Below are 19945 nucleotides of genomic sequence, written 5' to 3'. Positions count from 1 at the left end.
GACAACGCTCCTTTAGCCACCGATATAGTTCATATTGATCTTCTTGCGGTTCTTCACGGTTTGTTCCGTACGTTCGTCAGAGTAGCGATCTTTACGACCTCTCCAAACGTTCGCGATCTCTTCAAACAATTCCTCATCTGTTTTACCCGAGCGAATTAATTCCCGTAGGTCAAAGCCGTCTGATGCGAACAGACACGTATACAACTTTCCTTCAGACGATAGACGAGAACGTGTACAAGTGGAGCAAAACGACTCTGAAACTGAAGTGATAAATCCTACTTGCGCATCCGTTCCTGTATAACGGTAGCGTTTAGCCACTTCGCCATAATAATCTTCTTCTGCAGGCTCCATATCGAATTCAGCAGCCAGCATATCGTAAATTTCTTTCTTCGTGACCACTTTTTCAAAGCTCCAGCCATTGTCATTTCCGACGTCCATGAACTCGATGTAGCGCAACGTAATATTGCGTTCTTTAAAATATTTAGCCATCGGGAGGATTTCACTTTCATTAACGCCTTTTTGTACAACCATATTTACTTTGATCGTGAAGCCGATGTCTTGCGCCTTTTGAATGTTTTTAAGAACGAGGTCAGGTGAAATGCCACGGCCATTGATCTGCCCGAACAGTTCTGGGTCAAGTGCATCCAAACTGATGTTTAGCCGGCGCAATCCCGCGTCATAAAGCGGTTGCGCATATTGACCGAGCAGTACTGCGTTCGTTGTAAGTCCGATGTCTTCGATCCCTTCGATGTCGTGAAGCTTCTGTATCAACTCGGGTAAATTCCGGCGCATTAGCGGTTCACCGCCCGTCAATCGAAGCTTCTTCACACCTAGCTTCGCAAAAATCCGAGCCAAACGTTCCAATTCTTCAAATGACAATAATTCATTCTTCGCAAGGAATAAAAAGTCATCCCCGAAGATTTCCTTTGGCATGCAATACGTACAACGGAAGTTACAACGGTCCGTCACGGAAATACGCAAATCACGGATCGGTCGTCCGAGTTGATCTACAATGGCATTCATCTTCTTCATCCCCTTTCCAGTTCACATGGCGTGTTGACATTTTTAAAAGCAATTTCTGGAGTATCCGTCAATAAGACTCCTTCAATCCACTGTACTTCATGTTGCGACTGGACATGCATCACGCGACGGTTACCGTCTAGTAACGCTTGTCTGATCGACGTTTTAACATTCGCGTTCCAAATTGAAACGAGCGGATGACGTTTCCCATCGACTGTGACTGCAGAAATATCCCCTACGTGTAATTCGAGCAACTTTCCTATCACACCGGCCACGATAAACGGCATGTCACATGGCAGCACGACGTATCGGTCTGCAGCGATCTTATCCATGGCGGATAAAATACCCGCTAGCGGTCCCATCCCTGCAAATGTTTCGAGATCCGTCGTCACGTGAACCGTATCCGGAAAACACCTCACAAATTCCGGTCGCGCTACCACTACGATTTCATCGCAAAACGGACGTAACGCATCCAGCGAATAATGATAGAACTCGTGGCCTTCATGCGTCGCGAATGCTTTCGGTGAACCGAAACGTCTAGACTTGCCGCCTGCCAGTAGAATTCCTACCGTTTTCATCCGCCACTCACTGGTGGAATGAACGCGCAGACATCTCCTGATTGAATGACATCTTCTTTCAATGCGTATTCTTCATTCACCGCGACATGGATCGTCTCTTTACCAAATCCCGGATACGTTTCTTCTGCCCAGTTAAGCAATTCTTCCACCGTCAAAGGTGCACGATCCAAAGACTCTTCCCCTTTACCTGTCAACTCACGTAATCTTGCAAAGTAATGAACTGTAATCATTGTGATTCGCTTCCTTTCTCCGGATATTTCTTCTGTGCACCGATCCATTCTTCACCGTCTTCCCAGATTTCCTTCTTCCAGATCGGCACGACTTCTTTGATGCGTTCAATCGCGTATTCATTCGCTTCATAGGCTTCCTTACGATGCGGAGACGAAACGGCTATAACTACAGCAATATCGGAAATCTTCAGCTCACCGATTCGATGCGCCATAGCGACTTGAACTCCCGGCCACTTCACTTCCATCTCTGCACCGATTTCTGCCAGCTTCTTTTCCGCCATCGGTACATAGGCTTCGTACGCGAGGTATAATGTGCGAACGCCATGCGTCCATTCACGCACATGTCCTGTGAACACTGTCACCGCGCCCGCTGCAGGATGCAACACTAGATCGCTGTATTTCTGCACGTCAATCGGCGTGTCTATGATTTCATAACGTTTCATTCTCTCGCCTCCACCCATTGTTGCAACCAGTCGTCGAGTCGTGTGATATCTTCGAACAACTCGGCTGTTTTCACCGTCCGAATGATTCCAGGCAACGATTTCAACTCTTCCCGTTCCTCTTCATTACGGATGAGCACCACTTTCTCACCGGCCTCTTTTTTATAGCCTTCTATTAATAAAACATCTGGTTCACCTAACGCGACCAATGCCTTTAGCTGTTCAAATGAATGTTCTTTGTTCTGTATCAATTGTATCATATTGCCACCAGCGACAAGGGTTGAGACAGCTCCAGAATCAAGAAACTGCACCGTGTCCGTATGTGCTGGAGGTAGTTCCGGTGCGCCTCCATGACCATGATGTTTTAGTACGGCAACTTCGAAACCAGCCTGATTGAGCACGGTAATCCAATGGGAAACAAGCGTCGTCTTTCCGCTGTTCTTGTAGCCAACAACATGTAGCGTCTTCACAGCTCCCAACACTCCGCGCCTTGCTCCGTTCCTAGTAGCAATACATCCACTGACATGCCTTTTTCAAAGCCGCGAGTCCCACTTGGTAAAACGATGATGCAGTTACCACGTGCGATCGAAGACACGGCGCTAGATTTATTGAAACCAGCAGGCGTGGCGATGATTCCTTCATTCGTCATCGACCAGCTTGCACGAACGAAACGAGTGAATGGATTGGCTTTCTTGAAATCATCTCCGAGTTTTGCTTGAATGCGTGGCATATAAGGAGCCGTGCAACCCATCATCGAGTAAATAGCAGGACGTGCAAATAATTCAAATCCCGTGAAACATGCGGATGGATTGCCAGACAGACCAAACAATAGTTTATTCCCAAGCACTGCCACTGTCGTCACGCTTCCCGGTCGCATTGCCACCTTATTGAACAACACTTCCGCCCCGAGACTCTCATATATTTTTGGCAAGTAGTCATAATCACCAACTGACACGCCCCCCGTCGTAATGAGGAGGTCCGTTTCTTCCAGTGCTTTCTTGACGATTTCGGTACATGCAGCCAAATCATCTTCCATCATGCCATATGATTTATAATCAATACCCATCCGCGTCAACTGCGCATTGATCATCGGTCCATTCGAATTGCGGATTTTGCCAAGTTCCAGTTCATCCGTAACACGCAGCAATTCCGTACCCGTCGAAAGCACTCCGGCAATTGGACGTTTCGCGACGCATACTTCGGCATAGCCAAACGTCGCAAGCAACGCGATCGTTCCTGGATGAATGATCGTTCCTGCTTCGATCAGCGTCTCACCTTGTTTCATATCTTCACCTTGACGTGAGATATTCTCGCCCGCTTCAAACGGCTTACGCAACGTAAAACCCGTCTCATTCTCTACCGTTTGCTCAAGCATCACGACTGCGTCCGCTTGTTCCGGAATAAGCGCACCTGTCATGATACGAAACGACTCACCCCGCTCAAGTGGACGATCCGCCACATGTCCCGCACCAATTTCTCCAATAACGTCAAAAGCTTTGCGGTCAGTACCTGAAGCTCCTGCAGAATCTTCCGCACGAATCGCAAAACCATCATACGGCGAGCGATCAAAAGGTGGTACGTCGTGTTTTGCTATAATGGGCTCGGCCAACACACGTCCATATGTATCTTCTAACGGTAAGGTCTCCGTCCCCAACTTATGTACATTGCTCATCACTCGTTCTACAGCTTCCGCTACTTGAATAGGCTTTCGAATTTCTACCACGTACATCTCCTACTTTCTTTTGGTATACTAATCAGTACAATGAAACGAAATGAAAGGATGATCAACATGTCCGAACTTACTCACTTCAACGAACAAGGTCGCGCCAAAATGGTTGACGTGTCCGACAAAGAAACTACATTACGTACGGCAATCGCTACATCATCAATTAAGGTTAACGCATCGATTCACGAGCAAATCACCCATGGTACGAATAAAAAAGGAGACGTCTTCGCAGTTGCGCAAGTCGCCGCCATCATGGCCGCAAAAAACACGTCCAACATCATTCCTATGTGCCATCCCCTTCCCTTAACGGGTGTGGATGTGCGATTCGATTGGGATATCGATAAAGAATCTACCCACTATAATGTGCTTATTCAAGCCGAAGTCAAAACAAAAGGCGTCACCGGCGTCGAAATGGAAGCTTTGACTGCCGCTTCCGCCGCTGCATTGACCATTTATGATATGTGTAAAGCCGCTGGCAAGGATATGGTCATCGGACCGACGATGCTGCAACATAAATCTGGTGGGAAAAATGGCGATTACCAACGCACGGAGTAAATTCCGTGCGTTTTTTTGATTGAGTTGGGTTGGATTGGGCGTGTTGGAGAGTGTTTGGGCTCAATGATGTTGCTTGAGTGCTCTATTTGGTTGCGTGGCCGCTCTATGTCGCGTGATGAGTGCTCTATCAAGCCGCGTGGCCGCTCTATCCCGCACGATGAGTGCTCTATCAAGTCGCGTGGCCGCTCTATCCCGCACGATGAGTGCTCTATCAAGCCGCGTGACCGCTCTATGTCGCGTGATGAGTGCTCTATCAAGCCGCGTTTCCGCTCTATCCCGCGCGATGAGTGCTCTATCAAGCCGCGTTTCCGCTCTATCCCGCACGATGAGTGCTCTATCAAGCCGCGTGGCCGCTCTATGTCGCGTGATGAGTGCCCTATCAAGCCGCGTATCCGCTCTATCCCGCGCGGTGAGTGCTCTATCAAGCCGCGTGGCCGCTCTATGTCGCGTGATGAGTGCTCTATCAAGCCGCGTGGCCGCTCTATCCCGCGCGGTGAGTGCTCTATCAGGCTGCGTGCCGCTCTATGCCGCGCGGTGAGTGCTCTATCAGACCGCGTTTCCGCTCTATCCCGCACGCTGAGTGCTCTATCAGGCTGCGTTTCCGCTCTATCCCGCACGCTGAGTGCTCTATCAAGCCACGTTTCCGCTCTATCCAACAAGCCAAACGCTCTATCAAGCCTCCAAGTGTTTCCCCAGTTCATGCACGATATGCGGCAACTCGGGAATAATCAACTTATCCACCGCAAGCGCTACAGCTTTTGAAGATCCCGGCAATAAAAACACCGCCTGCAAGCCGATTCCGCCAGCCGTCGCACGACTGAGTAATGCTTTCGATCCTACGTCTTCGGTATAACTCAAAAATCGGAACAACTCGCCGAACCCGTCCAATGGCTTCGTGAAATAAGGTGACACGGTCTCTATCGTAATATCCCGTGCGCCAATGCCCGTTCCGCCCGTGAAGATCATGGCTTGAATTGATGAATCGGACGACCAAACGGATAACCGCTCTACGATACACTCCGCTTCATCCGGGCAAATTTCATACGCTTTTACAGTATGGCCAGCTTCCACTAACTTGTCGCAAATCACCTTACCGCTCTTGTCATCCGCTTTTGTCCGCGTATCACTGATCGTCAATACCGCGACTGCAATCGATTGATTACGCGCTTTTTGCGGCAAATGAGCCTCTTCCATTTCCCATTCCCCCTAGCCGAATAATGAATGATAGATTTTTCGCCCTTCTTGCATATCTTTTAAACCGTGAATCAATAGTCTGCCATTGCCGAATAAAATACAGCGGTATCCTTCCGCCTGAAACTCCACAAAGAATGGTGTCTCTCGGAATGTGGATCCTAACTGCTTCGCGACTTTCACACCGTCTGCCACCGTCAGCTGACGTCCCGCGTCCGGTATGATTTGTACCGTATCGCGTCCGCATAGCACAGCATACTGTGTACCGGCTGCTTGATGCAGTGCCGGATACGTTGGATGATCCCCGCATGTCTCGCATTGCGGGTTCTTCATCCGACTGATTCCCGCTTCAACTGATGTATTATTCCACACATCAAAATGTAGAAGTTTCGTGCGCATAGCCGACTCATTCCCCGTCAGCCATTTCATCGCTTCCGCACTTTGATGTGCAGCCGAAATCTGTACAGCGGGCGCAATTACCCCTACTGTATCACACGTTTCATTGACCGCTGGCATGACCGGCAGTAAACAACGGAAACACGGTGTCTTGCTTGGAATAAAAGGAAAGACGCTGCCTGAACTGCTGACGACTGCGCCGTAGACCCAAGGGATATTCAGTTTCCATGCGACGTCATTGATCAACAAACGCGTCTCGAAATTATCGGTTGCATCAAGTAAAATATCCGCCCCTACCGCGATTTCTTCGAGCAACGGGCCGTCGATATGATCGAGCAGCGTTATGATCTCCACATCTTCACGAATAGCATGCAAACGTCGCTTTGCCGCGACCACTTTTGGCACACTGTTTTTCGCATCGGCTTCAACAAATAATTGCTGTCTCTGCAAATTCGACGCTTCGACATAATCACGATCTGCAAGTGTGACTTTTCCAATTCCTGCACGTACAAGCGTCTCCGAAATGGAAGAGCCAAGCGCGCCGCAGCCTATGATGACTGCATGTGCGTCAGCTAATTGTCTCTGTCCCGACATGCCAATTGGTTGAAATAACGTTTGTCTCGAATATCGATTCTCCACTGGATCTACTTCCTTTCATTAAAACAAGAAGCAAGGCAACCGGTTATGACCGATTGCCTACGCTTGCTTCTGGACTAATATCGCTGAACGAACCAACGTAGCGAACGACGTCGCCTGTTCCATCTTTTACAGAACTGATAGATAGGAACTCTAAGTACTCTTCACCGTTCTTTTTCTTATTCCAAATCTCGCCTTGCCATTCACCCTGTTGATCAATTGTGCGCCACATGTCGTCGTAGTATTCCCGATCGTGTCTGCCCGAGCTTAAGATATTCGGACTTTGACCAAGCACTTCCTCTTCACTATACCCTGTTAGTTTCGTAAATGCCGGATTGACCGAAACAATGAGCCCCTTGGAATTGGTCACGAGAATGCCTTGTCCTGTTGAATCAAATACTTCTTTAGACAAGCTTGTGCGATCCATGTAGTAAAGCCAGAAAGCTAATACGAGACTGGCTAACGACACTTGTGAAAATGCCATGAAGCCAATTGAATACGAACCTGTCATCGAGAAAATCGTTGCGAGTAGTAATGGAGGGAAAAATCCACCAAGACCACCCATCATTGATACAATCCCGTTCACAGTACCTGCTTGCTTACTGAAATACATCGGTACTAGTTTAAAGATGACACCATTCCCGAGACCTGCAGCCGCCGCAATCATAATACTACCGACTGTGTACAGTCCAATACCTGGTGAAAATGCTAGTACGATGGATGAGATCGTCAAACCAGCGAAACAACCCATCAATAAGAATAACGGTTGGAATTTATCACCTAACCAACCACCGACAGGGCGTAACAACGTCGCAACAACGATGAAACCGGCTGTTCGAAGTCCCGCGTCTACCTTATCTAACTCGAAGTAATTAACGAGGAAACTTGGCAAGAACACCGTAAATGCAACGAATGAACCGAATGTGATGAAATAGAACAACGAGAAGAACCATAATTTCTCGTTTTTATAGACACCTTTAATCTGTTCGACAATCGGCGCTTTCACTCTGACTTCCTTACGGTCACCGAAGAAGAAATTCAACGCGATGAACGCAAGTAATAAAATCAAATACATTTTGACGGTCATGGACCAGCCGAACTTCATCGCGAGGACCGGTGCTGAAAACGTCGTGATCGCTGTCCCGATGTTCCCCATCCCGTAAATACCATTGACGAGTCCGTGCTTTTCCTTAGGATAGTACTTCGGTAGCGATGTAACACCAACAGAGAAAATCGCTCCCCCTATCCCAAGTAACGTTCCGCCGATCAAAAGTCCTGTCACTGTTGATGTTTCGCTTATGTAGTAGACAGGAAATAGTAAGACGATGAAACTGATGAAAAACATCATACGCGCACCATAGACGTTGGCGTAGTAGCCGAGCGGAATCCGCAATATGGAACCGAGTACTACAGGGATTGCTGTGATGATGGCCACACGCTCTGGTGGAATATTAATATCTTCGCTGATAAATGGTAGCAAGGAAGATATGAGAACCCACACCATGAAGCCGACAACTAGATTTGCCGTTTGCAAGGGCAACTGAATCTTTTGTGTCATAGGAATCCATCCAATCTAAAGTTAGTTGCAAAACTACCCACTTACTCTTTTATAAGATTTTACTTTTATTATTCCGGTAGAATCGATGTATATAATTGATCGAATAATTCATCTTGCTCTTTTGCAAGTAACACCGATAATACCATCGGGAAAATGACGTTTTCTTCTTTTACAAAATGAATCATGATGACTTCAAACGCTTCGCCTGCATCTTTTACGACATCTTGCATCATAGCGAGTGTAAATTTCGATAGATCGCCTCTTGTATGATGAAGAAAATGTCCGATAAACGCATCGATTTCGTCATGTTCTTCTTGCACCGCTTGAACCGGACCTTGATCACTGCCTACATATTTCGCAAGCATCGGAAATAGGAATTCCTCTTCCTTTTCCGTATGATTCTTCAGCGGATCAATGAATTCGACGACTAACACACGCAATCGTTTAAGCGCTTCTAGACCTTCGTCACGCGTGAATCTATCATTCTCGAAGTCCAGTACAATCGCATGCCACTCCTCCATCAAAGTCGTTAGGAAGCGATGTTCATTTTCAAGCACGCGGAGTGCAGGTAGCGTATGCGTAAGTCCTGTATTGACCATCATCCTTCACCTCAATCGTTAGAAACTTAAAAACTTCTTGCGTAACGCATATTCGACGAGTTCAGGACGACTCTTCAATTGCAACTTGTCCATCATTTTCGCTTTATGCGCTTCTACAGTCTTGACGGAAATATAAAGCATTTCTGCAATTTCCTTATTGCCGTACCCTTTTGCGACAAGTGGCAAGATCTCGATTTCGCGTTTAGATAAAATCTTAAACGGATCATCTTCATCTGCCTCTTTCGGCCCTTTTGTCACAAACTCTCGCACGAGCGAAGTAGCCATCGATGGATGGACGTACGTGCCGCCATCATACACTTCACGAATGGCATGTAGTAATTCTTCATCAGGAGCATTTTTTAAAATATAGCCCGATGCACCATTTTTCAATACATGAAACATATATTCCTCATCATCATACATCGTCAAAATAACAATTTTCGTTTCAGGGAAGTCTTCATGAATTTTGCCTGTCGCAATTAATCCACTTTGTCCAGGAGGCATGCTTAGATCCAGTAAAATAATATCCGGTCTATGTTTAGCAACCAGTTCATACGCTTCCAATCCATCTGCAGCTGTTGCTACGACTTCCATATCCTCCTGGAAATTCAATATGTGCATGAAACCTGTGCGGACGACTGCATGATCATCAGCTATTATGATTTTCACTCGTTGCTCTCTCCTTCTTCAATGGAATAGTTGCCTGAACTGTCGTGCCGTCTTGTTGACTGGAAATGATAGTCAAACTGCCGCCGACTAGTTCTACCCGTTCTCTCATGCCATATAAGCCGAGGCCCGTGCCTTGCGGTGTAAAGTCATTGACATCGAAGCCCACGCCTTCATCGCAGACTTTTATTTGCAGCTGATTATCAACTTCATCCAAATACAAGAAGACATCTTCTACTTGCGCATACTTCATGGCGTTCAAAATCGCTTCTTGGCCAATACGGTAAGCAACAGTTTCAATCGCACCGTCATAGCGACTTTTCTTCAAATTCGATTCCAAATGAATATATAATCCGTAATTCTTCTCTAAATTCTTCATATGCGTCCGAAAAGCTGCTTCCAATCCGAAGTCATCGAGTACAGCTGGTCGCAGTTCAACGGATAGATGACGAATCTCATCGAGTAAACGCATTAATGAGCCTTCTGTATGCCGCAACTTATCGAGGGCTTTGTCGTTCATGCCCATGTATTTCAGTACACGTAAGTCGACAAGCGTACTGAGCATTTCTTGCGCCACACTGTCGTGTAACTCGCGTGAAATTCGTTTGCGTTCATTTTCCTGCGCTAAAATCACTTGTTGCATGCGTAATTTTTGATGGAGAACTTCTGAGGTTTGCGTTTGACGTGTCAAATTACGCAGCATTAGCACAGAAATCTCTTGCTCCCTATCAAGTATTTGATACGTCGCACTATACGGTTGTAACCCTACATCTTTCGTCTCCAAATACAGCTGGAATGAAGATAATGTCTGCTGTGGTTTCTCCATAAAGCACGAGACACATGTCATTTGCTCGTCTTCACTTGTAAACCCTCGACATGTAAGACACATCGCATCTGCTTCGCCCCGTTGCATTTTGCTATAGATCGCTGGCTCCATAATGCTTTTCGCCGCTTCGTTCATTGACAATATCTCACCGCGTGCGCCGAAAAAGAACATAGCTTCCGTCGTGCAGTCGTATAGTTTGTGAAGCATAGTGGTTAACTCGTCATTGTTCAATATAGTCATCTTTCAATCGCTCCTTCATGTGAAACGGTCCGAATTGAGGTCCTACTACGCGCCTAAATTCCTCAAACTTTTCAGCCGTCAACCGATTCACTTCACGGTAGCTGATCAGTAGCACACCTTGCACATGATCCTCTTGAAACAAAGGAATCGCGCCAAAACTCTTCAGCTTTTCAAATACGATTATGGGATAGTTATATAAATCCTGATACTTTACGGACGTCTCCACATTTTCGATTCTCAGAGGCTTACCTGTTTTGAAAACGCTCCCTGCTATACCTTTACCTGAATGAAGAACAATTCTACGATAGCGTAAACTTATATTCCCCGTGACATATCGCCACTTTAATTCGTGGTGGTTCTTCTGTAAATCCACTAACGCTAGAGCAATGAAATCGGCATGAAGCGTTTCTTTCAATTCGTCGATCGCTAGTTGGAAATTACTATTTGGTTGTCCCGTCATAGATATGATCTCCTATTATTCATCATTCGCTTAACGAGGTGACTGTTTGGTCGGCTGATGTTTTCTATATAGAATATAACTTCTGCCCACATAATTCAACGGCACACTCCAAACGTGCACAAGGCGCGTGAATGGCCACATCGCGAAAATGAGGAATCCTGTCAAAACGTGAAGCTTAAACATAATGGGAACAGACGCCATGAACGCGGCTTCCGGTTGGAAAATCAGTAAGGACCTGAACCAGACTGAAATCGTATCACGGTAATCAAATCCCGGCGTCATCGTGTTCGTGATCAAGGAGCTGTAGACACCGAGGAATACGATGAACAGCAACAACGAGTTGACGATTAAGTCCGATCTAGAAGATAGCTTGCGTACGTTTTTTATCGTGAAACGACGGGATGTTAAAATAATCATTCCAACGAACGTCACGACTCCAAAGAATCCGCCACCCCATACAGCACCAATATGGTACATATGGTCACTGATTCCCATTGCGCGTGTCCATTCTTTAGGAATCCCAAGTCCCGCCACATGCCCTAAAATGACGGGGAAGATTCCGATATGAAACAGCAAACTACCGATCATCAATTGCTTCTTCTCGATGAACTCACTCGACTTCGCGGTCCAGCCGAATTGATCGTTCTTATAGCGGAAAATATGTCCTACAATAAATACTGCGATACAGATGTAAGGAAAAATGACCCACAAAAATTGACTAGTCATTAGCGGAAACCTCCCGTTGAATACATGATTTACATGTTTCACGCAGTGCACGGATCAAATGAAGCCACGGACTTTCATACTTCTCAAGTGCTTTCATCAAGAAATACGAACCGTCCTCGATGACCGCAAGCAACATCGTGAAGCTCTGTTGCGCTCGCGGATCTCCCTTCCATTCAGCTGCATAAATAAATTCACACATTAACGGAAGCAAGTCAGATAGTTCTTCATCCGGCATTTCGAGCCCGAACATTTCGTATAACACTTTTAACTGCGCCAGTGTCTGACCGCGCTCTTTCGAGTCTGCAAATTTCACATAAGTCATAAACAACGTAGCGTCTTTTTGGAAATCGAATGTGTACGTGTACATCTCTTGTATTTCATCCAAACTGTACGTTTGCATTGTCTCCCAGTAGAGCTGCAGGTCCTCGTAACCTGCAGCATCTTCTGTGACATACTCATTCCACATATCTGGATGGAATGTCAGCTTTTCCGGGTAGTTCAGTTGATGGGAGAAAAAGCCGAAGATATGCTTCTTTTCATATAAGAGATCAAGATTAATCACGCCAGATCCCCCCATAGAAATTCTCTTCATAGATTTGCTTGCCTGTTTTCACTGGAGCTGCTCCTGGTGTTACAGGACCGCAACCGTCACAACCTCCGTCCGAGCCCATTACGGAGAATGAGGAATATGGGTTTTGGGCAGGTGCTTGTTCGCCATACGTACCCATGCCGTCATATCCTGCAGAACCTTGGGAACGGTACACGTTCATCTGACTCTCTTTATGTGAAGTCGGAATTACAAAACGATCTTCATATTTTGCAATGGCCAGCAAACGATACATTTGCTTCGTCTGTTTGGCAGTCAATCCAACGCGTTCTAGTTTGGATTCGTCGAAGTCTTTGCCGGAAGAAACTGCACGCATGTATGAACGCATCATCGCCATACGTTGCAAACCTCCTTTGACAATATCTACATCTCCAGCCGTTAGCATATTCGCCAAATACTGAAGCGGAATTCGCATTTCTTCGATAGCGGGGAAAATCATGTCGGGATTTTTGATAGAGTCTTTCCCTTCAAAGTAGTTCATGATCGGGCTAAGCGGTGGAACATACCATACCATCGGCAACGTCCGGTATTCTGGGTGCAATGGGAATGCTAACTTGTACTCGATCGCTAACTTATAAACAGGTGAGTTCTGTGCTGCGTCAATCCAATCCTCAGAAATGCCATCGTTGATTGCTTGCTCAATGATTTCAGGATCATGTGGATCTAAGAACAAATCACACTGCGCTTGGTATAAATCTTTTGGATCCGGTGTAGATGCCGCTTCCTGTACGCGGTCTGCGTCGTAAAGCAAAACACCTAAATAACGGATTCGGCCTGTACATGTTTCCGAACAGACTGTTGGTAAACCAGATTCCACTCGTGGGAAACAGAATGTACATTTCTCTGCTTTATTCGTTTTCCAGTTGAAGTAGACTTTCTTGTACGGACAACCGGTCATACAGTAACGCCAACCACGACACGCATCCTGATCGACAAGAACGATTCCGTCCTCGTCACGCTTGTACATGGCACCTGAAGGACAAGATGCTACACAACTTGGATTCAAGCAGTGTTCGCATAGTCGTGGCAAGTACATCATGAACGCTTGTTCAAAGTTAAATTTGATTTCTTCTTCAATTTTCTCGATATTCGGGTCAGTTGGTCCCGTGATATGAGCGCCTGCTAACTGATCTTCCCAGTTCGGGCCCCACTCCGGATCCATGTATTCACCCGTGATGACAGACTTTGCACGTGCAACCGGCGTATGTTCTTGATCCGGTGCAGATGTTAACTTTTCATAGTCGTATGTCCAAGGCTCATAGTAATCTTTCATTTCAGGCATATCCGGGTTGTAGAAGATCTTCCCTAGTGCAATTTTCGAAAGCTTCGAACCCGATTTCAGTTCAAGCTTTCCTTTTCGCAACTGCCAGCCGCCCTTATAGAGTTCCTGGTCTTCCCAACGTTTCGGGTAGCCGATCCCCGGTTTTGTTTCAACGTTATTGAACCACATATACTCGGCACCTTCGCGGTTCGTCCATGTCGTTTTACACGTCACACTACACGTATGACACCCAATACACTTGTCTAAGTTCATCACCATTGCAACCTGTGCTTTAATTTTCAAGCCAGTTGACCTCCTTCATCTTACGGACTGCGACGTAGACATCACGTTGATTACCGATCGGTCCGTAGTAGTTGAATCCATAACTGAGCTGTGCGTAGCCGCCTACCATTTGAGTCGGCTTCATGTGAATTCGCGTCGGTGCATTATGGCTTCCTCCGCGTTGCTCGGTAATTTCCGAGCCAGGCATCTGAATATGCTTATCCTGTGCATGGTACATGAACATCGTACCTTTAGGCATTCTGTGACTGACGACGGCACGTGCATTGACGACGCCGTTTCGGTTGTACACTTCAAGCCAAGCATTATCGTCGATTCCATGCTCTTCTGCGTCGAGATTCGATAACCAGACAGTCGGACCTCCGCGGAACAATGTCAGCATGTGTTGATTGTCTTGGTACGTCGAGTGGATATTCCACTTACCGTGCGGTGTTAAGTAACGAAGGACGAGTGCATCTTGTCCGCCTTTAATTTCTGCATCCCGATCCGCAAAGACGAATGGCGGAAGTGTTGGTTTATAGACTGGCAATGCTTCACCAAATCCAAGGAATAATTCGTGATCGACGTAGAAATGCTGTCTGCCCGTCAATGTACGGAATGGTACAAGTCGTTCGATATTCGTTGTAAATGGCGAGTAGCGTCGACCGAGTTTATTGGAACCACTAAAGACTGGTGTCGGAATGACTTCACGCGGTTGCGCGGTAATACTTGCGAATGTGAAGCGCTCCGCTGCGCGGTCTGCCGAGATGTCTTTTAGCTCCATGCCCGTATCGTGCTCTGCCGCTTCAAACGCTTTTTGAGATACACGGCCGTTCGTTGCGGAAGACAGTGTCAACATCGCTTCTGCTGCGTGTTTCGCTGTGTACAATTTCGGCAAACCGTCTTTTACGGTATCGTCGTCATATACACCGTTGATCCCTTTCATCATTTCGTACTCATCAGCTACCGAGAAGCTGACGCCGTGTGCGCCGGTTTTCCCTGTGGATAATAGCGGTCCGAGTGTAATGTATTTATCATAGATTTTTGTGAAGTCACGTTCGACAATCGTCATGCCTGGCATCGTCTTACCAGGGATTGCTTCAATTTCACCTTTACTCCAGTCATGTACTTCACCCATCGGCTGCGCAATTTCCTGAACGGAGTCATGTGCTAACGGTGATGTGACCAAGTCTTTGTAGACGCCCGGCAAATGCGTTTCCGCAAGTGTTGAGAATGTTTTCGCGATCTCGCGGTAAATATCCCAATCCGATTTTGATTCCCATAACGGATTGACTGCTGGATTGAACGGGTGGACGAATGGGTGCATGTCTGTTGAAGACAGATCCACTTTCTCGTACCAAGTAGCAGCTGGTAACACGATGTCTGCATAGAGCGGTGTCGCCGTCATACGAAAATCGAGTGCTACGAGTAAATCCAGCTTTCCTTCCACATCATCGCGCCAAACCATTTCTTTCGGTTTCATATCTTCGTTCGGCGTTGCAAGCAAGCCGTCTGAAGCACCGAGTAAGTGTCGCATGAAGTATTCCTGCCCTTTTGCCGAACTGGAGATCAAGTTCGAACGCCAGACAAATAATGAACGTGGGAAGTTTTCTGGTGCGCCTGGATCTTCTGCCGCAAATTGTAGTTCGCCTGATTTCAACTGATCGACAACATGCGAAACGATTTCTTTTGTATCGGTCTTCCCAAGCTTCGCTGCTTCTTCCACAAGCATTAAACTATTTTTATTGAACTGTGGATACGATGGCAACCAGCCGAGACGCGCTGCAAGTACGTTATAGTCTGCCGGATGCTGGTAACGCGCTTCTCCACCAAGTGGTGACATGAGTGTATCCGTACCCGCTTCTTCGTACTTCCATTGATCGGTCGCAAAGTAGAAGAATGAAGTCGCATTTTGCAGACGCGGCGGACCTTGCCAGTCTTTCGCAAAGGCAATCGTGCTCCAGCCTTCAATCGGACGACATTTCTCTTGTCCTACGTAATGCGCCCAGCCTCCGCCGTTGACTCCTTGTGAAGCCGTCAATGTTACAAGATTAAGAATCGCGCGGTAGATCGTATCACTGTTGAACCAGTGATTGATTCCCGCTCCCATGATGATCATGGAACGACCGCCTGTGTCGATGGCGTTTTGTGCGAATTCCATTGCGATTTGCGTAACGAGTTCAGGTTTAACGTTCGTGATCGCTTCTTGCCAAGCCGGCGTATAGATAGACGTCACGTCGTCATACCCTGTCGCTTCTAGCTCACTGTCGATTCGATTGACACCGTACTGACTCAGCATGACATCGTATGTTGTCGCAACTAAACGCTCTGTGCCGTCTGCGAATTGAACTTTCATCGCAGGGATTGGGCGCTTGAATGTGCCGTTTCCTCGGTTATCAAAGTAAGGGAAATGAATTTCTTGCCATTTCTCTGCATGCTTTTCAATGGATAATGCAGGTTCAACACGGGTGCCATCCGCATTTTCCAGTTGCAGATTCCACTTGACATCTTCTTCCCAGCGCTGCCCCATCGTGCCGTTCGGAACTATAATTTCATCTTTCGCTTCATCAAATAGCACGGGTTTCCACTCAGCATGTGGCGACTGCTGTCCAAGATCACTTGCACGCAAGAAACGTCCTGCCTTATATGAATCTTCATGCGGATCTAATAGAATTAAAAACGGCATGTCCGTGTACTGTTTGGCGTAGTTTATAAATGTCGGTTCTTTACGTTTTTGATAGAATTCATCCAAAATGACATGTGTCATCGCTTGAGCAACCGCTGCATCTGTTCCCGGGTTCGCTGCGATCCAGTCGTCTGCGTGCGTTACACTTTCCGCATAATCCGGCGCGACGGAAACGACTTTCGTTCCTTTATAGCGAACTTCTGTCATGAAGTGCGCATCCGGTGTCCGTGTCAGCGGAACGTTCGAGCCCCACATAATGATGTAGCCCGCGTTAAACCAGTCACTTGATTCTGGAACGTCCGTCTGCTCCCCCCATATTTGTGGAGAGGACGGTGGAAGATCTGCGTACCAGTCATAGAAACTGAGCATTTCGCCACCGAGCAATGAAATGAAGCGTGCGCCCGATGCATAACTAACCATCGACATAGCAGGAATCGGTGTGAATCCAGCTACGCGATCCGGACCGTATTTTTGTACCGTATAGATGAGTTGAGCTGCGATCAGCATCGTCGCATCACGCCAATGAATTCGAACGTGACCGCCTTTGCCGCGCGCTTTCTTGTATTCATTGGACTTCGCCGGATCTTCGACGATTGACGTCCATGCTTTCACCGGGTCTTTCGTTTCTTCAAGTGCTTCGTTCCACATACGCCACAGTTTCCCTCTTATATAAGGATACTTCACGCGCAGTGGACTGTATTCATACCAAGAAAACGATGCGCCACGTGGACAACCACGAGGTTCAAATTCAGGCATATCTGGACCACAAGAAGGATAATCGATTTGCTGATTTTCCCATGTGATAATGCCGTTTTTGACGAAAACTTTCCAGCTACATGAGCCTGTACAGTTTACGCCGTGTGTCGTGCGCACTACTTTGTCATGCGACCAGCGTTGACGGTACATGTTTTCCCAATCACGATTTTTCTCTTCTAGCACTGACCAACTTCCGGAATAACTCTCGACGGGTTTAAAATAATTCAATCCGAATCTCTTTTTCATCGAACATTTCCACTCCTTCTCAGAATGTAGAGTACATGTAGTAAACCTACTAATCTTCTTACCCTAAAATAAACTAAGTAATCTGAATTTAAACTAAGGGTATTCCCTATTCTTTTTGTGTAATATGTGAGCTTTTACCTAATTCTCATAAAATTCCTTTATATTATATAAGTATACGTGTTTTTTAGTAGGTTTCTATCGGGGAATTCCCTATTCTCTCCATAACAATGTTCTTTTTGTATTTCCACGTAAGGGAAAACTCTAAGCTACCGTCTATTCCACGCGCTGTATGGTTTTTGTAATTTTTCATCAATTAAAGTGGTTTTATTGAATAAGTGGATAAATCAGTATAGTTCTCATAATATTGTGTTGATTTTATTTATATAAATGATAGAATTATATACAAATTGAAAGGTAAGGTGGATGATACCGTGGCAAACGAATTAAACAAGGTACTTCGTTGCGAAGCACTGAAAGACAAAATTGTTACAGCAGAAGAAGCAGCATCTTGGATCGAGGACGGAATGTCTCTAGGTCTGAGTGGATTTACTTTGTCCGGAGACGCAAAAGCGGTTCCATTGGCATTGGCAGAAAGAGGCAAGACTGAAGACTTCAAAGTAAACGTTTTCACTGGCGCTTCCATGGGCCCAAACGTTGATGAATTGATGGCAAACGCAGACATTATCAATTTGCGTGTTCCATATCAAGGCAACCCAGCAATGCGTGGTAAAATCAACTCAGGTGATTCTTTCTACATCGATCAGCACCTTTCTCATACATCTGAATGGATTCGCCAAGGCGTAATTGGACCTGTAGACTACGCGATCATCGAAGCAGCTGCTATCACAGAAGAAGGATATATCATCCCGACTGGTTCTGTTGGTAACTCTCCGATTTTCGTTCAAGAAGCGAAGCATGTCATCATCGAATTAAACGTGAATGCACCTATGGAGTTTGAAGGCTTGCATGACATTTATATTCCTGATGCTCAAAACCAACGTAAAGAAATCCCTGTATACAGTGCAACAGATAAAATCGGTACACCAGGAATCAAAGTAGATCCTGCAAAGGTTGTCGGAATCGTTCTTACGGAGAAAGGTGATATTCCATCCCCTATCGTTCCTCCAGACGAAGAGACACAAGAAATTGCCAACAACTTGTTGAACTTCTTCCGTGACGAGATCAAATTAGGCCGCATGGATGAAACGCTAATGCCTCTTCAATCAGGTGTTGGTTCAGTTGCAAACGCAGTACTTGACGGTATGAGAACTTCTGAGTTTAAAGATATCGAAGTATATTCCGAAGTACTTCAAGACGCAATCTTCGACTTGATCGATGACGGCGTAGTGAAATTCGCTTCTGCTACTTCATTGACTCTATCTAAAAAACGTTTGGACAGCTTCCAAGACGACATCGGTAAATACCGTGACAAGTTGGTATTCCGTCCACAGGAAATCTCCAACCACCCGGAAGTAATCCGTCGTTTGGGTATTATTTCATTCAACACAGCGCTTGAGCTAGACATCTACGGAAACGTTAACTCCACACACGTTAGCGGTACGCGCATGATGAATGGTATCGGTGGATCTGGTGACTTCGCTCGTAACGCGCGCATCGCGATTTTCGTTACGAAGTCTTACGCAAAAGGCGGAGACGTGTCATCCATCGTACCTTTCTCTTCTCACGTAGACCACACGGAGCATGATGTAGACGTAATTGTTACGGAACAAGGTTACGCGGATCTTCGCGGCTTGGCTCCAAGACAAAAAGCGGAGCTGTTGATCGAGAACTGTGCTCACCCTGATTTCAAGGAAGAGCTACGCGATTATTACAACAGAGCATGTGAACAAGTTGGCGGACAAACTCCACACATCTTGGAAGAAGCTCTATCTTGGCACGTAAATCTTGCGAAAAACAAGACTATGCACAAGACTGCAGAAGCTCAGAAGTAATTTTATAGATGTGAAGAGACCGAGCGGGGTTAGACCCGCTCGGTTTTTTTATGTGGGTCGGCTGGGTCGGCTAGGGTCGCTTAGAGCGGATAGCATGCCCGATAGAGCGGTCGCGGGGCGGCTTAGAGCGGATAACACGGCTGATAGAGCGGTCACGCACTGGCATAGAGCGCTTAAGTTGCCTGATAGAGCACTCAGCCATGTTCATTGAGCATTCCAGAAATGACTTCCATTCAAAAAAAACAGCACAAGTTGATCAACGGTGCCCACCCCAACTCTAGACACAAAAAGAGGAACCCATCACGGGTCCC

Annotated in this window: 19 protein-coding genes; 2 read left to right on the top strand and 17 right to left on the bottom strand. The window is 46.4% G+C overall.

Translation table 11 applies throughout. From position 1 onward, the window contains the following. Nucleotides 1–12 precede the first annotated feature (12 nt). The 6 genes from moaA to CSV76_RS06105 are packed head-to-tail and all read right to left on the bottom strand — an operon-like array spanning nt 13 to nt 3991. Entirely contained in the window at nt 13–1032 is a 1020-nt protein-coding gene (gene moaA, locus CSV76_RS06130; protein ID WP_198166157.1) for a GTP 3',8-cyclase MoaA, read from the bottom strand. Then, a complete protein-coding gene (mobA, locus tag CSV76_RS06125; protein ID WP_099624997.1) occupies nt 1029–1598 on the bottom strand; it encodes a molybdenum cofactor guanylyltransferase in 570 nt (189 codons plus the stop codon). The genes moaA and mobA overlap by 4 nt, the downstream gene beginning before the upstream one ends. Further along, nucleotides 1595–1828, bottom strand: coding sequence for a molybdopterin converting factor subunit 1 (gene moaD, locus CSV76_RS06120; protein WP_085428051.1), 234 nt, complete (start codon nt 1826–1828; stop codon nt 1595–1597). Before moaD ends, mobA begins: the two co-directional genes overlap by 4 nt. Beyond that, the gene (locus CSV76_RS06115; RefSeq protein WP_099624996.1) at nt 1825–2271 is read right to left on the bottom strand and encodes a molybdenum cofactor biosynthesis protein MoaE; all 447 of its coding nucleotides are present in this window, start codon (nt 2269–2271) and stop codon (nt 1825–1827) included. Before CSV76_RS06115 ends, moaD begins: the two co-directional genes overlap by 4 nt. Beyond that, entirely contained in the window at nt 2268–2738 is a 471-nt protein-coding gene (gene mobB / locus CSV76_RS06110) for a molybdopterin-guanine dinucleotide biosynthesis protein B (protein WP_158232741.1), read from the bottom strand. Before mobB ends, CSV76_RS06115 begins: the two co-directional genes overlap by 4 nt. Beyond that, nucleotides 2735–3991 carry a molybdopterin molybdotransferase MoeA gene (locus CSV76_RS06105; protein WP_099624995.1) on the bottom strand — a complete coding sequence of 419 codons (1257 nt, stop codon included), beginning with the start codon at nt 3989–3991 and terminating at the stop codon, nt 2735–2737. Before CSV76_RS06105 ends, mobB begins: the two co-directional genes overlap by 4 nt. A gap of 66 nt (nt 3992–4057) precedes the next feature. Between CSV76_RS06105 and moaC the strand changes: the two genes are divergently transcribed. Next, a complete protein-coding gene (moaC, locus tag CSV76_RS06100; RefSeq protein WP_099624994.1) occupies nt 4058–4549 on the top strand; it encodes a cyclic pyranopterin monophosphate synthase MoaC in 492 nt (163 codons plus the stop codon). A 672-nt stretch (nt 4550–5221) separates the two neighbouring features. On the opposite strand, the gene CSV76_RS06090 is transcribed toward moaC, so the two are convergent. The 11 genes from CSV76_RS06090 to CSV76_RS06040 all read right to left on the bottom strand — a co-directional run bounded on the left by CSV76_RS06090 (nt 5222) and on the right by CSV76_RS06040 (nt 17682). Continuing rightward, nucleotides 5222–5743 (bottom strand): MogA/MoaB family molybdenum cofactor biosynthesis protein, encoded by a 522-nt coding sequence (locus tag CSV76_RS06090; RefSeq protein ID WP_099624992.1) that lies wholly within the window; start codon nt 5741–5743, stop codon nt 5222–5224. 12 nt (nt 5744–5755) lie between these two features. Further along, nucleotides 5756–6775, bottom strand: a complete 1020-nt coding sequence (locus tag CSV76_RS06085) for a ThiF family adenylyltransferase (protein WP_099624991.1) — start codon at nt 6773–6775, stop codon at nt 5756–5758. Between the two features lie 43 nt (nt 6776–6818). Next, nucleotides 6819–8330: an MFS transporter gene (locus CSV76_RS06080; RefSeq protein ID WP_099624990.1), complete on the bottom strand. Its 1512-nt coding sequence runs from the start codon at nt 8328–8330 to the stop codon at nt 6819–6821. 68 nt (nt 8331–8398) lie between these two features. After that, entirely contained in the window at nt 8399–8929 is a 531-nt protein-coding gene (locus CSV76_RS06075; protein WP_099624989.1) for a hemerythrin domain-containing protein, read from the bottom strand. Nucleotides 8930–8947: 18 nt separating this feature from the next. Further along, nucleotides 8948–9598, bottom strand: coding sequence for a response regulator (locus CSV76_RS06070; protein ID WP_085428041.1), 651 nt, complete (start codon nt 9596–9598; stop codon nt 8948–8950). Continuing rightward, complete coding sequence (locus tag CSV76_RS06065; RefSeq protein ID WP_085428040.1) at nt 9579–10661, bottom strand: sensor histidine kinase; 1083 nt, start codon at nt 10659–10661, stop codon at nt 9579–9581. The genes CSV76_RS06070 and CSV76_RS06065 overlap by 20 nt, the downstream gene beginning before the upstream one ends. Continuing rightward, the gene (locus tag CSV76_RS06060) at nt 10642–11121 is read right to left on the bottom strand and encodes a GAF domain-containing protein (RefSeq protein WP_085428039.1); all 480 of its coding nucleotides are present in this window, start codon (nt 11119–11121) and stop codon (nt 10642–10644) included. The genes CSV76_RS06065 and CSV76_RS06060 overlap by 20 nt, the downstream gene beginning before the upstream one ends. Nucleotides 11122–11151: 30 nt before the next feature. Next, nucleotides 11152–11847: a respiratory nitrate reductase subunit gamma gene (narI, locus tag CSV76_RS06055; RefSeq protein WP_085428038.1), complete on the bottom strand. Its 696-nt coding sequence runs from the start codon at nt 11845–11847 to the stop codon at nt 11152–11154. After that, entirely contained in the window at nt 11840–12409 is a 570-nt protein-coding gene (gene narJ, locus CSV76_RS06050) for a nitrate reductase molybdenum cofactor assembly chaperone (RefSeq protein ID WP_085428037.1), read from the bottom strand. The genes narI and narJ overlap by 8 nt, the downstream gene beginning before the upstream one ends. After that, nucleotides 12402–14018 carry a nitrate reductase subunit beta gene (narH, locus tag CSV76_RS06045; RefSeq protein WP_085428036.1) on the bottom strand — a complete coding sequence of 539 codons (1617 nt, stop codon included), beginning with the start codon at nt 14016–14018 and terminating at the stop codon, nt 12402–12404. Before narH ends, narJ begins: the two co-directional genes overlap by 8 nt. Beyond that, nucleotides 14008–17682: a nitrate reductase subunit alpha gene (locus CSV76_RS06040; RefSeq protein ID WP_085428035.1), complete on the bottom strand. Its 3675-nt coding sequence runs from the start codon at nt 17680–17682 to the stop codon at nt 14008–14010. The genes narH and CSV76_RS06040 overlap by 11 nt, the downstream gene beginning before the upstream one ends. A gap of 431 nt (nt 17683–18113) precedes the next feature. Between CSV76_RS06040 and CSV76_RS06035 the strand changes: the two genes are divergently transcribed. Next, nucleotides 18114–19634, top strand: coding sequence for a succinyl-CoA:acetate CoA-transferase ScpC (locus tag CSV76_RS06035; RefSeq protein ID WP_085428034.1), 1521 nt, complete (start codon nt 18114–18116; stop codon nt 19632–19634). Nucleotides 19635–19945: the final 311 nt, after the last annotated feature.

This window comes from Sporosarcina sp. P17b (genome assembly GCF_002743115.1).
Classification (GTDB): domain Bacteria; phylum Bacillota; class Bacilli; order Bacillales_A; family Planococcaceae; genus Sporosarcina; species Sporosarcina ureae_C.
The sequence above is the reverse complement of the archived record's forward strand: the minus strand, read 5'-3'. Positions and strand labels throughout refer to the sequence as shown.